This is a genomic window from Inquilinus sp. Marseille-Q2685 (genome assembly GCF_916619195.1).
Lineage (GTDB): Bacteria > Pseudomonadota > Alphaproteobacteria > DSM-16000 > Inquilinaceae > Inquilinus.
This window is the reverse complement of record NZ_CAKAKL010000001.1, coordinates 508,971-524,140: the sequence shown is the minus strand read 5'-3', so window position 1 is coordinate 524,140 and position 15,170 is coordinate 508,971. Positions and strand designations below refer to the sequence as shown.

Below are 15,170 nucleotides of genomic sequence, written 5' to 3'. Positions count from 1 at the left end.
ACATTGGGAGGCGCAGATGGTCAGCCCGCTCGCAGGAAAGCCCGTCGATCCGTCGGACCTCGTGAATCTGCCGCGGCTGATCACGGCGTATTTCACGACGAAGCCCGATCCGGCGAACCCGGCGCAGCGCGTCGCCTTCGGCACCTCCGGCCATCGCGGCTCGGCCTTCGCCGGCAGCTTCAACGAGGACCATATCCTCGCCATCACCCAGGCGATCTGCCTGCACCGCAAGCGCGCCGGGATCGACGGGCCGCTGTTCATCGGCATCGACAGCCATGCGCTGTCCGAACCGGCGCTGGCCAGCGCGCTGGAGGTGCTGGCGGCGAACGGCGTCGAGACCATGATCGATCGGGATGGCGGCTACACGCCGACGCCGGTGATCTCCCACGCCATCCTGACCTACAACCGCGGCCGCACTTCCGGACTGGCCGACGGCATCGTCGTCACCCCGTCGCACAACCCGCCGGAGGATGGCGGCTTCAAGTACAACCCGCCGAACGGGGGCCCGGCCGACACCGAGGTGACCGGCTGGATCGAGCGAACCGCGAACGAGCTGATCGGCAAGGGGCTGGACGGGGTGCAGCGCGTGCCGCTGGCGCGGGCGCTGAAGGCCGCAACCACGCATCGCCACAACTACATCGATCACTATGTCGGCGACCTGAGCAGCGTCGTCGATCTCGAAGCGATCCGCGCCTCCGGTGTCAGGATCGGCATCGACCCGCTGGGCGGCGCGGCGGTGGGCTACTGGAAGCCGCTGATCGACCGCACCGGCATCGCCGCGACCTTGGTCAGCGACCTGATCGACCCGACCTTCCGCTTCATGACGGCGGATTGGGACGGCAAGATCCGCATGGACTGCTCCTCGCCCTACGCCATGACCCGGCTGCTGGGGCTGCGGGACAGGTTCGACGTGGCTTTCGCCAACGACCCCGACGCCGACCGCCACGGCATCGTCACCCGCACCGCCGGGCTGATGAACCCGAACCACTTCCTGGCGGCGTCGATCGCCTATCTGTTCCAGCATCGCAAGGGCTGGCGGGCCGACAGCGCCGTCGGCAAGACCCTGGTCAGCAGCAGCGTGATCGATCGCGTCGCCGCCAAGCTGGGCCGCCGCCTGCTGGAGGTACCGGTCGGCTTCAAATGGTTCGTCGACGGGCTGAGCGACGGGTCGGTCGGCTTCGGCGGGGAGGAGAGCGCCGGCGCGTCGTTCCTCCGTAAGGACGGCACGGTGTGGACCACCGACAAGGACGGCATCATCCTCGGCCTGCTGGCGGCGGAGATCACCGCCGTCACCGGCCGCGACCCGAGCGAGCTCTACACCGGCCTGACGCAGGAACTGGGCACCGCCTGGTACGCCCGCACCGACGCGCCGGCCAGCAGCGCGCAGAAGCAGGTGTTCAAGACCCTGACGCCAGAAGCGCTCGGGGCGACGCAACTGGGCGGCGACCCGGTGACGCAGACCCTGACCAAGGCCCCCGGCAACGGTCAGCCCTTCGGCGGCATCAAGGTGGCGACCGCGAACGGCTGGTTCGCCGCCCGGCCCTCGGGGACGGAGGAGGTCTACAAGATCTATGCCGAGAGCTTCCGCAGCGAGGACCATCTGCGGCAGGTCCAGGACGACGCCAAGGCGCTGATCGGCCGGGCCTTCGCGGCGGCGGGGCAGGGGTAGGGGCCGGCGGCGCCTCCGGGCTTTGATACCAGCGCCGAAATCCTGATCCGTCATGGCGAGCCCCGAAGGGGCGTGGCCATCCAGGAGCCGCTCGCATCGGCCTCTGGATGGCCACGTCGGCTTCGCCTCCTCGCCATGACGGGGAAGGGGACGGGGAGCCGATCTCAGAGGCTGATCTTCGCGCATGGGCGAGTCGCGGCCTCTTCTGGTCTCGCGCCGCCGCTTTCGGCTATGGTGCCGGCCGTTCCCGCGGAAGCCGGCGCCATGACCGTACCCGATCCCCTGACCATCGCCCTGCCCAAGGGCCGCATCCTGGACGAGCTGCGCCCGCTGATGGCGCAGGCCGGGCTGGAGCCGGAGCCGGCCTTCGACGACCCGCGGCACCGCGGCCTGTCCTTCGCCACCAACCATCCGCATATCCGGCTGATCCGGGTGCGGTCCTTCGACGTCGCCACCTTCGTCGCCTTCGGCGCGGCGCAGCTGGGCGTCGCCGGGAACGACGTGCTGATGGAGTTCGACTATCCCGAGCTCTACGCCCCGCTCGACCTCGGCATCGGCGCCTGCCGCCTGGCGGTGGCCGAGCCGGTGGACCTGGCCGAGACCGACGACCCGCGGCGCTGGAGCCATATCCGCGTCGCCACCAAATACCCGCATGTCACCCGCCGGCACTTCGCCGCCCGCGGGGTGCAGGCCGAGTGCATCAAGCTGAACGGGGCGATGGAACTGGCGCCTTCGCTGGGCCTGTGCCGCCGCATCGTCGACCTCGTCTCCTCCGGCGCAACGCTGGAGGCGAACGGGCTGCGAGAGATCGAGCACATCGCCGACGTCACCTCGCGGCTGATCGTCAACCGCGCCGCCTTCAAGACCCGGCCGGAGGAGATCGCCGGCTGGGTCGACCGTTTCCGGAACGCCGTCCATGCCGCTGCGTCTTGATGCCCGCTCGCCCGGCTTTGCCGAGGATTTCGAGGCCTTCGTCTCCGCCCGCCGCGGCGCCCATGCCGATGTCGCCGGCGCCGTCGCCGCCATCGTGGCCGAGACCAGGGCGCGCGGCGACGCGGCGCTGATCGACTACACCGAGCGCTTCGACCGTGTCCGCCTGACGCCGGAGACGCTGCGCATCGGTGCCGAGGAGATCGCCGCCGCCAAGGCCCGGGTGGATGCCGAGACCCTGGCGGCGCTGGACCTCGCCGCCCGCCGGATCGAATCCTTCCACGAGCGGACCGAACTGCCGGCCCTGTCCTATGTCGACGAGGACGGCATCGGCCTCGGCGCCCGGTGGACGCCGATCGACGCGGTCGGGATCTATGTGCCGGGCGGCCTCGCCAACTATCCGAGCTCCGTCCTGATGAACGCGATCCCGGCCCGGGTGGCGGGGGTCGGCCGCATCGCCATGGCGGTGCCGGCGCCGGACGGGGTGCTGAACCCGCTGGTGCTGGCCGCGGCCGAGCGGGCCGGGGTGACCGAGATCTGGCGCATTGGCGGCGCCCAGGCGGTGGCGGCGCTGGCCTATGGCACCGCCAGCATCCGCCCGGTCGACAAGATTACCGGCCCCGGCAACGCCTATGTCGCCGAGGCCAAGCGCCAAGTCTTCGGCGCCGTCGGCATCGACATGATCGCCGGCCCGTCCGAGATCCTGGTGGTGGCCGATGCCGGCAACGACCCGGAATGGATCGCGGTCGACCTCCTGTCCCAGGCCGAGCACGACACCCATGCCCAGTCGGTGCTGATCACCGACGACGCGGCCTTCGCCGATGCGGTGACCGTGGCGGTCGACCGCGTGCTGGCCCGGCTGCCCAAGGCGGAGATCGCCGGCGCCAGCTGGCGCGACCAGGGCGGCGTGATCGTGGTCGGGTCGCTGGACGACGCGGCGCCGCTGGTCGACCGGCTGGCGCCCGAGCATCTCGAGCTCGCGGTCGCCGATCCGGACCGCCTGGCCGACCGGGTCCGCCACGCCGGCGCGATCTTCCTGGGCCGCCACGCGCCGGAGGCGGTGGGCGACTATGTCGCCGGGCCGAACCATGTGCTGCCGACGGCGCGCAGCGCCCGCTTCGCCAGCGGCCTCAGCGTCTTCGACTTCGTCAAACGGACCACGCTGGTGCGCTGCGACGCCGCGGGCCTCGCCAGGGTCGGCCCGGCGGCGGTGCGCCTGGCCCGGGCCGAGGGGCTGGAGGCGCATGCGTTGTCGATCGCCCAGCGGCTGAAGGCGGCCGGATGAACCGCGCGGCCGGCGACGCGGAGGAGGGGCGCCTCGTCGAGGTCGTGATCGACGAGAGTGCGGCCGTTCGCCGGTCGCCGGAGGTGGCGCATGAGCGCCGGGTCGCGATCCACGACCTGATCGAGCAGAACAGCTTCCGCCTGGTCGAGGGACCGCCGGGGCCCTACCGCCTGCGCCTGCGCATGGAGGAGAACCGGCTGATCTTCGAGGTCGCGACCGGGACCGAGGGCGAGCCCGAGCGGGTGGCCCTGCCGATCCAGCCCTTCCGCCGGATCATCAAGGACTATTTCCTGGTCTGCGAGAGCTACTACGCCGCGATCAAGACCGCGCCGCCCTCCAGGATCGAGGCCATCGACATGGGCCGCCGCGGGCTGCACGACGAGGGCTCGGTGCTGCTCGGCGAAAGGCTGGCCGACCGGATCGCGATGGACCACGCGACGGCGCGGCGGCTGTTCACGCTGCTCTGCGTCCTGCAGATCCGCGGGTGAGCGATGGCGGGGCCGACCAGCGTCCTCTTCGCCTGCACCCAGAACGCGATCCGCTCGCCGATGGCCGAGGCGATCCTGAAGCATGTGGCGGGGTCGCGCATCTTCGTCGACAGCGTCGGGGTGCGGCCGGACGAGCTCGACCCCTTCGCCGTGGCGGTGATGAAGGAGATCGGCATCGACCTCAGCCGCCACCGCCCGAAGGGCTTCGACGACCTCGAGGACGACAATTTCGACCTGGTGATCTCGCTGTCGCCCGAGGCCCAGCACCGGGCGGTGGAGATGACCCGCACCACCGCCTGCGACCTGGAGTTCTGGAACACCTTCGACCCGACCGCGATCGAGGGCAACCGCGAGGCCCGGCTGGCCGCCTTCCGCCAGGTCCGCGACATGCTGCTGGCCCGCATCCGCGAGCGCTTCGGCGACCTGGAGCAGGAGCGGGCGTGACGAGTTTGAGCAACCGCTCCTCTTTTGTCATTGCCGGGGCTTGATCCGGCAATCCAGAAAGTCTCGACATTCTCTGGATGCCCGGGTCAAGCCCGGGCATGACAAACAGAGGGGGACATATGCTCCCGAATAAACCTCATCCGCTGGCCAACTTGCCGGTCTGAACATTCAAAGACGCCGAGGCTGAATTCGGTGAGGTCGTTCGGCGCGCCCGGGAGATCGGGCCGCAGCGCGTCACTCAGGATGGGCAGGATGCCGTCATCGTCCTATCTGCCGCCGACTACATCCATCTCGCGCCCACTGCAGCCGTCAGCCCAGCCGCCCTGTTCGGAGAATGGCCCTTCGCGGCGCTGGACGAGTTCGAGCCACTCCGGGAATTGTCGCCCGTGCGCGACCTGTCGTCTGAGGCCTGAGCCAGCCGCGAAGACATCGTGGAAACGCGGCGCGAAACCGCACAAAATTCTTGACCCGGCAGGTCCGGTCGCCCACTTCTTGGGCGGATTCCCAAAATGGCGAGTTTGGATGGCCAAGGAAGATTTGATCGAGTTCTCGGGCACCGTGACCGAGCTGCTCCCCAACGCGATGTTCCGGGTGAAGCTCGACAACGACCACGAAGTTCTCGCGCACACCTCGGGCAAGATGCGCAAGAACCGCATCCGGGTGCTGGCGGGCGACCGGGTCAATGTCGAGATGACCCCATACGACCTGACCAAGGGTCGCATCACCTTCCGCTTCAAGTAACAGCCGTGCCCGGTCCGGACCGGACTGGCACGCCCCCGGTGATTGCTGGCGACGTGCTTGTTCTCGCCTCGGCCTCGCCGAGGCGTCTCGATTTGTTGCGCCAGATCGGCATCGTGCCGGACCAGGTCCTGCCCGCCGATCTCGACGAGACCCCGCTGAAGCGCGAGCTGCCAGGCCCCCACGCCAAGCGACTGGCCCAGGCCAAGGCCGAGGTGATTCGGGCCCGGGCGCCCGGCGCCTTCGTCCTGGCGGCCGACACCGTGGTCGGCTGCGGCCGGCGGATCCTGCCCAAGGCCGAGACCGACGCCGAGCTGCGGCAGTGCCTGGAGCTGCTGTCCGGCCGGCGCCACCGCGTCCATGGCGGCGTCTGCCTGATCGCGCCGGACGGCACCCTGCGGCTGCGGCTGGTGCAGAGCAGCGTTATCTTCAAGCGCCTGACCCCGGAGGAGATCGACGCCTATGTCGCCTCGGGCGAGGGCCGCGGCAAGGCCGGCGGCTATGCCATCCAGGGCCGGGCGGCGACCTTCATCCGGGCGATCGAAGGCTCCTATTCCAACATCGTCGGCTTGCCGCTGTTCGAGACCTCGCAGCTGCTGCGCGGCGCGGGCTTCCGCTGGTGAAGACGGTCGAGATCACCGCGACGGACGGCGTGCTGCTGGCCGGCGTGGTGATCGACGGCCGCCTGGCCGACCTCGCCGCCGAGCGCCTGTCCCGGCCGAGCCTTTCGGGCGCAGTGATGCTGGCCAGGGTCGAGAAAGTCGACCGCGTCTCCGCCGCCGCCTTCCTCGACATCGGCACCGGCCGCAGCGCCTTCCTGCCGCTGCGCGGGCCGGAGGCCGACTCGCTGCGGGCCGGTGCGCCGGTGATCGTGCAGATCCTTGCGGATCCGCGGGCGGAGAAGGGGGCGGAGGCCACGCGCGACGTGGCGCTGCCCGGCGCCGGGCTGATCCATCTGCCGTTCTCGGCCGGCGTGGCGGTGTCGAGCCGGCTGGGACCCGCGGCGAAGCGGGAGTGGCAGCAGCGCCTCGAAGGCGGCTGGATCGTGCGCGCCGCCAGCGCCGGCATGGCGACCGACGCGGTGCTGGACGAGGCGACGCGGCTGGCGCGGCGCTGGGAGGCGATCGCCGACCGCGCCGAGGCCGCCCGCGCCCCGGCGCTGCTGGAGCCGGCGCCGGGCGCCGCCCGCCGGCTGGTCCTGGACCATCCGGATGCTGCCCGGATCGTGGTCGACGGCGCCGCCCTGCTGCCGCCGCTGCAGCGCTGGGCCGCCACGGCGGTGCCCGACCTCGCGCCCCGCATCGCGGCCGGCGCCGCGCCGCTGGGCGACGCGCTGGATTCGCTGCTGAGCCCGACCGTGCCGCTGCCCTCCGGCGGCAGCATCACCATCGAGGCGACGCGCGCGCTGACCGCGATCGACGTCGATGGCGGCCGCGCGCCGGACCATGTCCGCGCCAACCGCGAGGCGGCCCTGGAGATCGCCCGGCAGCTGCGGCTGCGCAACATCGGCGGCACCGTGGTCGTCGACTTCATCTCGATGCGCCGCGGCGGCGACCGGGCGGCGCTGCTGAACGCCTTCCGCGGCGCGCTGGCCGACGACCCGCTGCGGGTGCAGCTGAGCGAATCGCTGTCACCGCTGGGCCTGGCCGAGCTGGCGCGAGAGCGGCGCGGCCAAGCCCTGGCCGAGGTCGTCCACGGCTGAGTCTATGGGCTTGAACCCGCGCCTTCACGAACCGATTCTGTGAGCATGCCCACGACGACTCCCGAGCCCCGCGGGCGCTGCCCGATCTGCCGCAAGCCGACGGTGCAGCAGTACCGTCCGTTCTGCTCCCGCCGCTGCGCCGACATCGATCTGGGCCATTGGTTTTCAGAGGCTTACACGATCCCGGCGAAGCCCGAGGACGAGGCCGAAGAAACATTGCAGTCGGATGAAGATCAGCGCTAGACAGCCGGCCTCCGGTTTCCTATAAGCACGGCCTCCGCACCGCGGAGCCAACGGCGCCCAGGTAGCTCAGTTGGTAGAGCAGGGGACTGAAAATCCCCGTGTCGGCAGTTCGATTCTGTCCCTGGGCACCATTCTCTCTTCTCATCAGCGACACAGGCGGCTTGCGAGCCAGCCGATTTGGCCGTGGCCCGATCGGCCGATCGGATTAGCAGCCCGCGATGATCTGTTGTCGTCAGAGCAGAAAGGCGTCGGCCGTCAGTTCCTGCGTGACGCCAGCGAGATGGATGGAAACCAATCCCTCGCTTCCCATATCGATCACGACGTCGGTGCCATCCCCGGATCGAACGAGGCGAACTTCGCGGCCCGCGCCGCTGAATTCATCGTATCCGATGAAGGTGAGGTTCGAGGGCAAGCCGTCGATCGGAGGGCGCCAGTCGGCAAATTCACTGAGGATGGACAGGTCGATCTTGTCCTGCTCCTGCGCGTTGAACGTGAAATCGGTGATCACGTCCGCGTCGGCCGGACGGCTGGCTTCGATCCAATTGAAGACGAACACGTCATTTCCGGCGCCGCCGGTGATCTGGTCCGAGCCTCTGGAGTTGGACATGATGGTGTCGTTCCCGTCCCCACCATCGAGTTCGAAATGTGTTCCGCTCGGAGTGTCTATGATGCTGCCACCGAGGAAGATCATATCGTCGCCGCCATCGCCGTAGACGCAGCCGTTATCCGTCGGAGCTCTCCCGTCCACACCTGCATACAGCAGGTCGTTGCCGGCCCCGCCGTGTACGAGCGTATTGTCGCCGATGAAGTTGATCGTGTCGTTGCCGTCGCCGCCATAGAGGCGGTCATTCGCCACGACCGCGTGGGTTTGCGTGTCGATAACATCGTCTCCGGCACCGCCAAAGACCGTGTTGCCTCCACTCCGATAGGCTTCGACGCGCAGGGTGTCGTTACCATCGCCGAGCAAGACCGTGGTGGACTGTGTGATCCAGGCGAGATCGTCGCCGGAGCCGGCGAGAACAATTGCATTGTCGCCCGTATGGATCGTGTCGTTGCCGCGTCCCGCGAGGATGATGTCGGCCTCTGCATCTATGCCAAAGTCTTCCCTCGCGTCGATCACGTCGTTGCCATCGAGCCCGAGGATCAGGTCCGAGGCAGCCGTGCCGGTGAGGCTGTCATCCGCCATGGTCCCGATGATCAGGTTCGGCAAGGCGGCCAAGGCGTTGTCGGTATAGTCCCGGATGTCCGTGCTATCGAACAGCAGTGCGGATTCGGGTGCTGAAATGCGCATCGACGTTTCCCCCTTCTGGCTTGCCGCCGGCTCACCTCACGGGAAAGGCCTTTTATCCCGGCCGATATCGGCGGCTTCGATTTCAGACGCTCATTAGGACCGCGATCGATCCAATTTGATTTTATTCTGTCCGGTGGTGGCCGGCAATGGGGGGCACTGTGGAGGGGCGGAAACAGACGCCGGCGATTCTGCCGGCGTCCGCTTCATCGGCAATCCCGCTACTCCGCCGGCGCGGCAGCCACCCGCCGCGGCCGCTCGAGGTCGGGCAGGAAGACCGTGAGCAGCCCGATCAGCGGCAGGAAGGCGCAGATCCGGTAGACGAAGCCGATGCTGGTCAGGTCCGCGATCTCGCCCAGCACCGCGGCGCCGATGCCGCCCATGCCGAAGGCGAAGCCGAAGAACAGCCCGGCGATCGTGCCGGTCTTGCCCGGCACCAGCTCCTGCGCATAGACGACGATGGCGGAGAAGGCCGAGGCCAGGATCAGGCCGATGATGATGCTGAGGACCACCGTGCCGGTCAGCCCGACATAGGGCATGGCCAGGGTGAAGGGCAGCACGCCCAGGATCGACCCCCAGATCACCACCTTCCGCCCGAAGCGGTCGCCGATCGGGCCGCCCGCCACCGTCCCCACGGCGACGGCGCCGAGGAAGATGAACAGGTGGATCTGCGCCTCCTGCACCGACACGCCGAAGGTCTGGATCAGGTAGAAGGTGAAGTAGCTCGTCAGGCTGGCCAGGTAGATGTACTTGGAGAACACCAGCATGCCGAGGATGCCCAGCGACATCCCGACCTTGCCGCGCGACAGGGCAACCGGAACCACCGGGCGGCGCGGCTTGGCGGCCATGCTGCGCCGGTGCCGCTGGTACCAGGCGCCGACGCCGGTCAGCACCAGGATGGCGAGCAGGGCGGCGGCCGAGAACCAGCCGATGCTGCCCTGGCCGCGCGGCAGCACGATGAAGGCGGCGAGCAGCGGCCCGATCGCCGACCCGATATTGCCGCCGACCTGGAACAGCGACTGGGCGAGGCCATGCCGCCCGCCCGAGGCCAACCGGGCGATGCGCGAGGATTCCGGATGGAACACGGCGGAGCCCATGCCGACCAGCGCCGCGCCCAGCAGCAGGATCGGGAAGGTCGGCGCGACCGAGAGGATGACGAGGCCGACCAGGGTGAAACCCATGCCGAGCGGCAGCGAATAGGGCTGCGGCTTGCGGTCTGTGTAGAGGCCGATCGCCGGCTGGAGGATCGAGGCGGTGAGCTGGAACACGAAGGTGATGAGGCCGACCTGGCCGAAATCGAGGCCGAAATCCGAGGCGAGCATCGGATAGAGCGCCGGCAGCAGCGACTGCATCATGTCGTTGAGCAGATGGCTGAAGCTGATCGCGGCCAGGATCGTGAAGACCGTTCCGTCGGTTTCGGGCCTTGGGCCCGTGGTCAGTGTTCCACTCGTCATTCCCGGTCGTCCCGATGACCGCTGAGCGGCCATCACCAAGGCACCCGGAGGCGGGAGTGCCTCCGGTTTGGGCAAAGATACGCCTTTCGGGACGCCCTGCTTTCGTGGTTTGGTCTATTAACTTCGAGACTGGGCCATGGTCCGCAACACCACCCCCTTCGGCTATGAGGACACGCCTCGCGCGGTCGTCGCGGTCGGCAACGACTATCCGGCGCATTACGTGATCCTGCCGCATCGCCATCGGCGGTCGCAGCTGCTGTACGGCAGCAACGGCGTGCTGATGGTCCGGACCGAGGCGGGGCGCTGGGTGGTGCCGCCGGAGCGCGCGGTCTGGATCCCGGGCGGCATCACCCACGACGTGCAGCCGATCGGGGCGGTGAAGGTCCGCAGCGTCTATGTCGAGCCCGACGCCGTGCCCGGCCTGCCGGCCGAATGCCGGGTGGTCGGCGTCTCGGCCCTGATGAGCAGCCTGCTGATGGAGGCGGTGGACCTGCCGCTGGAATACGACCTCGACGGCCGCGACGGGCTGGTCATGGCGCTGATCCTGCAGGAGATCGCGCGCATGCCGGTGCTGCCGCTGAACCTGCCGCTGCCGGGCCATGCGGCGCTGGCGGCGCGCTGCCGGCGGTTCCTGGAGGGGCCGACGCCGCATGACACGATCGACGACTGGTGCGGCGCGCTGGGCATGAGCCGCCGCGCCTTCACCCGGCTGTTCCGGCAGGAGACCGGCCTCAGCCTCTCCGCCTGGCGGCAGCAGGCGTGCCTGTTCGCGGCGCTGCCGCGGCTGGCGGCGGGCGAGGCGGTGACGACCGTCGCCCTCGACCTCGGCTATGACAGCGCCGCCGCCTTCACGACCATGTTCAAGCGCCTGCTGGGCGCGCCGCCCAGCCGCTACTTCGCGGCGGGCGCCGAGGCCGGCGCGTCGGGGCCGAGCCCGTAGGAGGTGACGCGCAGCGCCTCGCGAATGTCGGGGATCGCAGCCTCCGCCGCCTCGTAGCCCAGCGCGATCAGCTCTTCCGCCCGGTCGAACTCGGCGGCGCCGATATGGCCGAGCTTCGGGTCGATCGCCACGTCCGGCGGCTCGGCGGCCAGGCGGGTGCGGCCCATGCGGTCGAGGATGATGTTGAGCGAGGCCATCATCACCCCGAACAGGCTCGGCATGTCCGGGTCGCGCCGGAACAGCTTGCGGGCGACGCCGTTGATGCCGCCCAGCAGCGTGCCGCCGGGCATCAGCTCGAGGATGTCGAAGCCGGCGATGCGGGCATAGCCGCCCTCGGGCACCCGCGTCCGGCCCATGATGTCGCCGTTGAGGTTGACCGCGATCACCACCTCGGCCCCGAGGGCACGGCAGACCGAGACGGGCACCGGGTTGACCAGCGCGCCGTCCACCAGCATGTGGCGGCCGATGTGCCGCGGCGGGAACACGCCGGGCAAGGCGTAGGAGGCCTGGATCACCTCCGACACCCGGCCCTCGCGCAGGCAGACCTCATGGCCGGTGAACAGGTCGACACAGACCGCGCCGAAGGGCACGCCGAGATCCTCGATCCTGAGGTCGCCGAAGCTCTGGTCCAGGAGCCGCCCGAGCTTGCGGCCGCTGATCAGGGCGGGCAGGCCGAGGCCGAAATCGAGATAGGAGACCATGCGCTGCCGGTTCAGCCCGCGGGCCCAGGATTCGAGCATGTCGAGCCGGCCGGAGAGATGGGCGGCGCCGGCCAGGGCGCCGACCGAGGTGCCGCACACCACCTGCGGGCGGATGCCGGCGGCGTCCAGCGCCCGCAGCACGCCGATATGGGCCCAGCCGCGGGCGATGCCGCCGCCGAGCGCCAGTCCCAGGACCGGCGGGGCTGTGCCGCCGGAATCCATGTTCATGAGGCCCGCCGGATTCGGCCGTCGACCTTCGGCGACACGGTCTTCATCGCGGTGACGTAGTCCATCACCACCGTCGCCATCAGCCGTGCGGCCGAAGCGTCGATCAGCACCTTGCCCTTGGTGAAGGCGGCGTAGCCGTCGCCGCCGCCGGCCATGTAGTCGTTGGTGGCGACGCGATAGACCGCGGCGTCGTCCAGCGGCTTGCCGTCGAAGGTGATCGAGACCACCCGGCTGCCCGCCGGCTTGGCCGGGTCCCAGACGAAGGAGAGGCCGGAGACCTGCGGGAAGCGGCCGGCGACGCCCTCGACCTGGGACACGCCGTTCTCCAGCGCCGCGCGGATCTCCGCGCCGGTCAGCTCCAGCAGCACCGCGACATTGCCGAAGGGCAGTTCGGTCAGGATGTCCTTGCGCGTCAGCTGGGTGCCGGCCGCGATCAGCCGGTCGCCGCGGATGCCGCCGCCGTTGACGATCGCCATCTGGGCGCCGGAGACGCCCCAGCGCAGCCCGTCGGCGATCAGGTTGCCCATCGTCGTCTCCTGGGTGCGGACCGCGCCGCGCTGGCTGTCCAGTTCGACCGAGGTGGTGCCGATGACGATGCCGAGCGCGTCGTCCAGCGCCTTGTTGAAGGCGTCGACCTTGCCCTGGATCTCCGGGTCCGGCTCGACCCCCGCGGTCGGGCGCACCTCCCAGCTCGGCAGCACCGCGATCACCGGCCCGTCCTTGGTCTCGCGGGTCGAGATCTCCAGCTCGACCACGCCGAGATAGTGCGAATCGTAGCCGGCTTTGAAGATCAGGACGTTGTTCTCGTAGAACATGATCGGGTCGTGGTCGTGCCCGCCCAGCACCAGGTGCAGCCCCTTGACCGACTGCGCCAGCTGCCGGTCCTGGGCGATGCCGAGATGGGTCAGCGCCACCAGGATGTTGGCGCCCTCGGCCTTCAGCGCCTCGACCGCCTGCTTCGCGGTGGTGATGATGTCGGGGAAGCTGATGTCCGGCCCGGGGCTGGACAGCGTCGCCGTGTCCGGCGTCAGGATGCCGAGGAATCCCACCGTGTAGTCGCCGACCTTGCGGGTCGCGGTGGCGACGCCGCCGCCGAAGGGCTTGCCGTCCTTGCCCAGGACATTGGCGCCGAGCCAGGGGAACTTCGATTCGCCGATCCGCTGCGACGCCAGTTCGGGCCCGTAGTCGAACTCGTGGTTGCCCCAGACCGCGTAGTCGACGCCGACGGCGTTGAACAGGTCGATCATCTGCGAGCCCTTGGTCAGGCCCGACATCACCGAGGGCGACAGCGTGTCGCCGCCGAAGGTGGTGATGGTGTGCGGGTTCTCGGCGCGGGCCTGCTTCAGCAGCGTGGCCAACTGGCCGAAGCCGCCCTGGCCGCGCACCGGGCCGATCTCGTAGACGTCGTTGACGTGCAGGAAGGTCAGGCGCAGCGGGGCGGCCGCCGCCCATCCGGGCAGCGGGGCGGCGGCGAACACGGTGGCGAGCATGACCTGGCGGCGCGACGGGCCCTGCATGGCTGGATCTCCCTCCGGATGGTCGTGCCAGAATGGACCGGCCCGCGGCCCGGTGTCATCCTCCGCCGCGTTGCGAAGCGGTGACAAGTGAGCGGATCGGATGAGCCAGGACAGTCTTTACCATCCGGCCACCGCCGACACCGCCCGCACCGTGCCGAGCTACTGGGAGGACACCGCCGGCCCGGCGCCCGGGGGCTGCGTGCCGCTGGCCGGCGACGAGGCCTGCGACGTCGCCGTGATCGGCGGCGGCTACACCGGCCTGTCGGCGGCGCTGCACCTGGCCCGGGACCTCGGCGTCGACGTCCGGGTGCTGGAGGCGGGGCCGATCGGCTGGGGCGCCTCCGGCCGCAACGGCGGCTTCAACTGCGTCGGGGCCGCCAAGCTGTCCGGCCCGGCGATGCTGAAGCGGGTCGGCCGCGACGAGGTGCGCCGCTACTACGCCGCCCAGGTCGAGGCGACCGAGCTGGTGGCGGCGCTGGCGCGGGACGAGGGCATCGACCTCGACCGCCAGGGCGACGGCGTCATCAGCGTCGCCCACAAGCCGAGCCGGATGCGCGAGCTGGAGGAGGATGCGCGCTGGGACCGCGAGGTCTCCGGCCTCACCTCCACGCTGTGGAGCCGGGAGGAGCTGCGCGATCGCGGCCATGCCGGGCCGGAGGCACATGGCGCGCTGCACCACGCCGCCGGCTTCGGGCTGCACCCGCTGAAATACCATCGCGGCCTGACCCGTGCCGCACTGGCCCGCGGGGCGAAGATCCACGACCGCAGCCGCGTCACCGGCTGGCAGAGGGAAGGGGGCGGGCACCGGCTGGTCACGCGCGGCGGCTCGCTGCGGGCGAAGCGGGTTCTGATCGCCACCAACGGCTACACCACCGACGGGCTGCACCCCTATCTGGCCGGCACATTCCTGCCGGCCCTGTCGAACATCGTCGTCACCCGGCCGCTGACCCAGGCGGAACGGCAGGCCCAAGGGTGGACCACCGAGACGCCCCTGTCCGACACCCGCAACCTGCTGTTCTACTTCCGGCTGCTGAAGGACGGCCGGTTGCTGCTCGGCGCCCGTGGCGGCACCTGGGGCAGCCCGGAGGCGGCGGCGCGCTACCGACGCTGGCTGGAGGGCCGGATCGGCATCGCCTATCCCGCCTGGCGCGGCGTCGAGACCACGCATTTCTGGTCCGGCCTGGTCTGCCTGTCGGCCAATTTGACGCCGATGCTGGGTCCGGTGCCGGACGATCCCGGCGTCTGGTACGCGCTGGCCTATCACGGCAACGGCGTCGCCAGCGCCGGCTGGGCCGGCCGCGCCGTCGCCCATGCCATGACCGGCAGCCCGGTGCCGGGTGTCGGCATCCCGGCGCTGATGGCGACGCCGCCGACACGCTTCCCGCTGGGCGCCCACCGGCGCTGGCTGCTGAAGGCCGCGTATCTGAAATTCATGATCCAGGACGCCCTGTGAGAGCCTGAACCCTGACGCCGGGGCTGCCCCGCATTCTGCGCATTTGGTCGTCGGCCGCCCCGACCGTAGCCTTTCTGCGCGCTGACCTGC

15 protein-coding genes, 1 tRNA gene and 1 pseudogene are annotated in these 15,170 nt (G+C 70.0%); 13 read left to right on the top strand and 4 right to left on the bottom strand.

The window, feature by feature from the left end; translation table 11 throughout:
- The first annotated feature begins 16 nt into the window (after positions 1-16).
- The 11 genes and pseudogenes from pgm (at position 17) to LG391_RS02420 (ending at position 7,630) form a co-directional block, all read left to right on the top strand.
- Positions 17-1,669 carry a phosphoglucomutase (alpha-D-glucose-1,6-bisphosphate-dependent) gene (pgm, locus tag LG391_RS02470; protein ID WP_225765857.1) on the top strand — a complete coding sequence of 551 codons (1,653 nt, stop codon included), beginning with the start codon at positions 17-19 and terminating at the stop codon, positions 1,667-1,669.
- Between the two features lie 264 nt (positions 1,670-1,933).
- Complete coding sequence (gene hisG / locus LG391_RS02465; protein WP_225765855.1) at positions 1,934-2,602, top strand: ATP phosphoribosyltransferase; 669 nt, start codon at positions 1,934-1,936, stop codon at positions 2,600-2,602.
- Positions 2,586-3,884: a histidinol dehydrogenase gene (gene hisD, locus LG391_RS02460; RefSeq protein WP_225765852.1), complete on the top strand. Its 1,299-nt coding sequence runs from the start codon at positions 2,586-2,588 to the stop codon at positions 3,882-3,884. Before hisG ends, hisD begins: the two co-directional genes overlap by 17 nt.
- A complete protein-coding gene (locus LG391_RS02455; RefSeq protein WP_225765842.1) occupies positions 3,881-4,372 on the top strand; it encodes a UPF0262 family protein in 492 nt (163 codons plus the stop codon). Before hisD ends, LG391_RS02455 begins: the two co-directional genes overlap by 4 nt.
- Positions 4,373-4,375: 3 nt before the next feature.
- A complete protein-coding gene (locus LG391_RS02450; protein ID WP_225765840.1) occupies positions 4,376-4,816 on the top strand; it encodes an arsenate reductase ArsC in 441 nt (146 codons plus the stop codon).
- Between the two features lie 185 nt (positions 4,817-5,001).
- Positions 5,002-5,229, top strand: a pseudogene (locus LG391_RS34995) (type II toxin-antitoxin system prevent-host-death family antitoxin); the annotation flags it as partial.
- A 109-nt stretch (positions 5,230-5,338) separates the two neighbouring features.
- On the top strand, positions 5,339-5,557 hold the full coding sequence (infA, locus tag LG391_RS02440; protein WP_026870679.1) for a translation initiation factor IF-1: 219 nt from the start codon (positions 5,339-5,341) through the stop codon (positions 5,555-5,557).
- A gap of 38 nt (positions 5,558-5,595) precedes the next feature.
- Positions 5,596-6,177 carry a nucleoside triphosphate pyrophosphatase gene (locus LG391_RS02435; protein WP_225765837.1) on the top strand — a complete coding sequence of 194 codons (582 nt, stop codon included), beginning with the start codon at positions 5,596-5,598 and terminating at the stop codon, positions 6,175-6,177.
- A complete protein-coding gene (locus LG391_RS02430) occupies positions 6,174-7,256 on the top strand; it encodes a ribonuclease E/G (RefSeq protein ID WP_225765835.1) in 1,083 nt (360 codons plus the stop codon). Before LG391_RS02435 ends, LG391_RS02430 begins: the two co-directional genes overlap by 4 nt.
- 45 nt (positions 7,257-7,301) lie before the next feature.
- Complete coding sequence (locus tag LG391_RS02425; RefSeq protein ID WP_225765832.1) at positions 7,302-7,499, top strand: DNA gyrase inhibitor YacG; 198 nt, start codon at positions 7,302-7,304, stop codon at positions 7,497-7,499.
- Positions 7,500-7,554: 55 nt separating this feature from the next.
- A tRNA-Phe gene (locus tag LG391_RS02420) sits at positions 7,555-7,630 on the top strand.
- A 101-nt stretch (positions 7,631-7,731) separates the two neighbouring features.
- On the opposite strand, the gene LG391_RS02415 is transcribed toward LG391_RS02420, so the two are convergent.
- Positions 7,732-8,790 (bottom strand): calcium-binding protein, encoded by a 1,059-nt coding sequence (locus tag LG391_RS02415; RefSeq protein WP_225765829.1) that lies wholly within the window; start codon positions 8,788-8,790, stop codon positions 7,732-7,734.
- A gap of 218 nt (positions 8,791-9,008) precedes the next feature.
- Positions 9,009-10,241 (bottom strand): MFS transporter, encoded by a 1,233-nt coding sequence (locus tag LG391_RS02410; protein WP_225765827.1) that lies wholly within the window; start codon positions 10,239-10,241, stop codon positions 9,009-9,011.
- 136 nt (positions 10,242-10,377) lie between these two features.
- Between LG391_RS02410 and LG391_RS02405 the strand changes: the two genes are divergently transcribed.
- Positions 10,378-11,181, top strand: coding sequence for a helix-turn-helix domain-containing protein (locus tag LG391_RS02405; protein WP_225765816.1), 804 nt, complete (start codon positions 10,378-10,380; stop codon positions 11,179-11,181).
- Here the strand turns inward: LG391_RS02405 and LG391_RS02400 are convergent.
- Together LG391_RS02400 and LG391_RS02395 are read right to left on the bottom strand one after the other, a co-directional pair.
- Positions 11,133-12,110: a patatin-like phospholipase family protein gene (locus tag LG391_RS02400; protein ID WP_225765814.1), complete on the bottom strand. Its 978-nt coding sequence runs from the start codon at positions 12,108-12,110 to the stop codon at positions 11,133-11,135. The genes LG391_RS02405 and LG391_RS02400 overlap by 49 nt on opposite strands.
- A complete protein-coding gene (locus tag LG391_RS02395) occupies positions 12,107-13,627 on the bottom strand; it encodes a bifunctional UDP-sugar hydrolase/5'-nucleotidase (protein ID WP_225765812.1) in 1,521 nt (506 codons plus the stop codon). Before LG391_RS02395 ends, LG391_RS02400 begins: the two co-directional genes overlap by 4 nt.
- 100 nt (positions 13,628-13,727) lie before the next feature.
- On the opposite strand from LG391_RS02395, the gene LG391_RS02390 reads away from it, so the two are divergent.
- Positions 13,728-15,080 carry an FAD-binding oxidoreductase gene (locus LG391_RS02390; RefSeq protein ID WP_225765810.1) on the top strand — a complete coding sequence of 451 codons (1,353 nt, stop codon included), beginning with the start codon at positions 13,728-13,730 and terminating at the stop codon, positions 15,078-15,080.
- The last annotated feature ends 90 nt before the right edge of the window (positions 15,081-15,170 follow it).

Coding starts and splice junctions, on each gene's coding strand:
- LG391_RS02405 (WP_225765816.1), top strand. CDS start 10,378: ATGGTCCGCAACACCACCCCCTTCGGCTATGAGGACACGCCTCGCGCG.
- LG391_RS02395 (WP_225765812.1), bottom strand. CDS start 13,627: ATGCAGGGCCCGTCGCGCCGCCAGGTCATGCTCGCCACCGTGTTCGCC.
- hisD (WP_225765852.1), top strand. CDS start 2,586: ATGCCGCTGCGTCTTGATGCCCGCTCGCCCGGCTTTGCCGAGGATTTC.
- LG391_RS02415 (WP_225765829.1), bottom strand. CDS start 8,790: ATGCGCATTTCAGCACCCGAATCCGCACTGCTGTTCGATAGCACGGAC.
- pgm (WP_225765857.1), top strand. CDS start 17: ATGGTCAGCCCGCTCGCAGGAAAGCCCGTCGATCCGTCGGACCTCGTG.
- LG391_RS02400 (WP_225765814.1), bottom strand. CDS start 12,110: ATGAACATGGATTCCGGCGGCACAGCCCCGCCGGTCCTGGGACTGGCG.
- infA (WP_026870679.1), top strand. CDS start 5,339: ATGGCCAAGGAAGATTTGATCGAGTTCTCGGGCACCGTGACCGAGCTG.
- LG391_RS02390 (WP_225765810.1), top strand. CDS start 13,728: ATGAGCCAGGACAGTCTTTACCATCCGGCCACCGCCGACACCGCCCGC.
- LG391_RS02455 (WP_225765842.1), top strand. CDS start 3,881: ATGAACCGCGCGGCCGGCGACGCGGAGGAGGGGCGCCTCGTCGAGGTC.
- LG391_RS02410 (WP_225765827.1), bottom strand. CDS start 10,241: ATGACGAGTGGAACACTGACCACGGGCCCAAGGCCCGAAACCGACGGA.
- LG391_RS02425 (WP_225765832.1), top strand. CDS start 7,302: ATGCCCACGACGACTCCCGAGCCCCGCGGGCGCTGCCCGATCTGCCGC.
- hisG (WP_225765855.1), top strand. CDS start 1,934: ATGACCGTACCCGATCCCCTGACCATCGCCCTGCCCAAGGGCCGCATC.
- LG391_RS02450 (WP_225765840.1), top strand. CDS start 4,376: ATGGCGGGGCCGACCAGCGTCCTCTTCGCCTGCACCCAGAACGCGATC.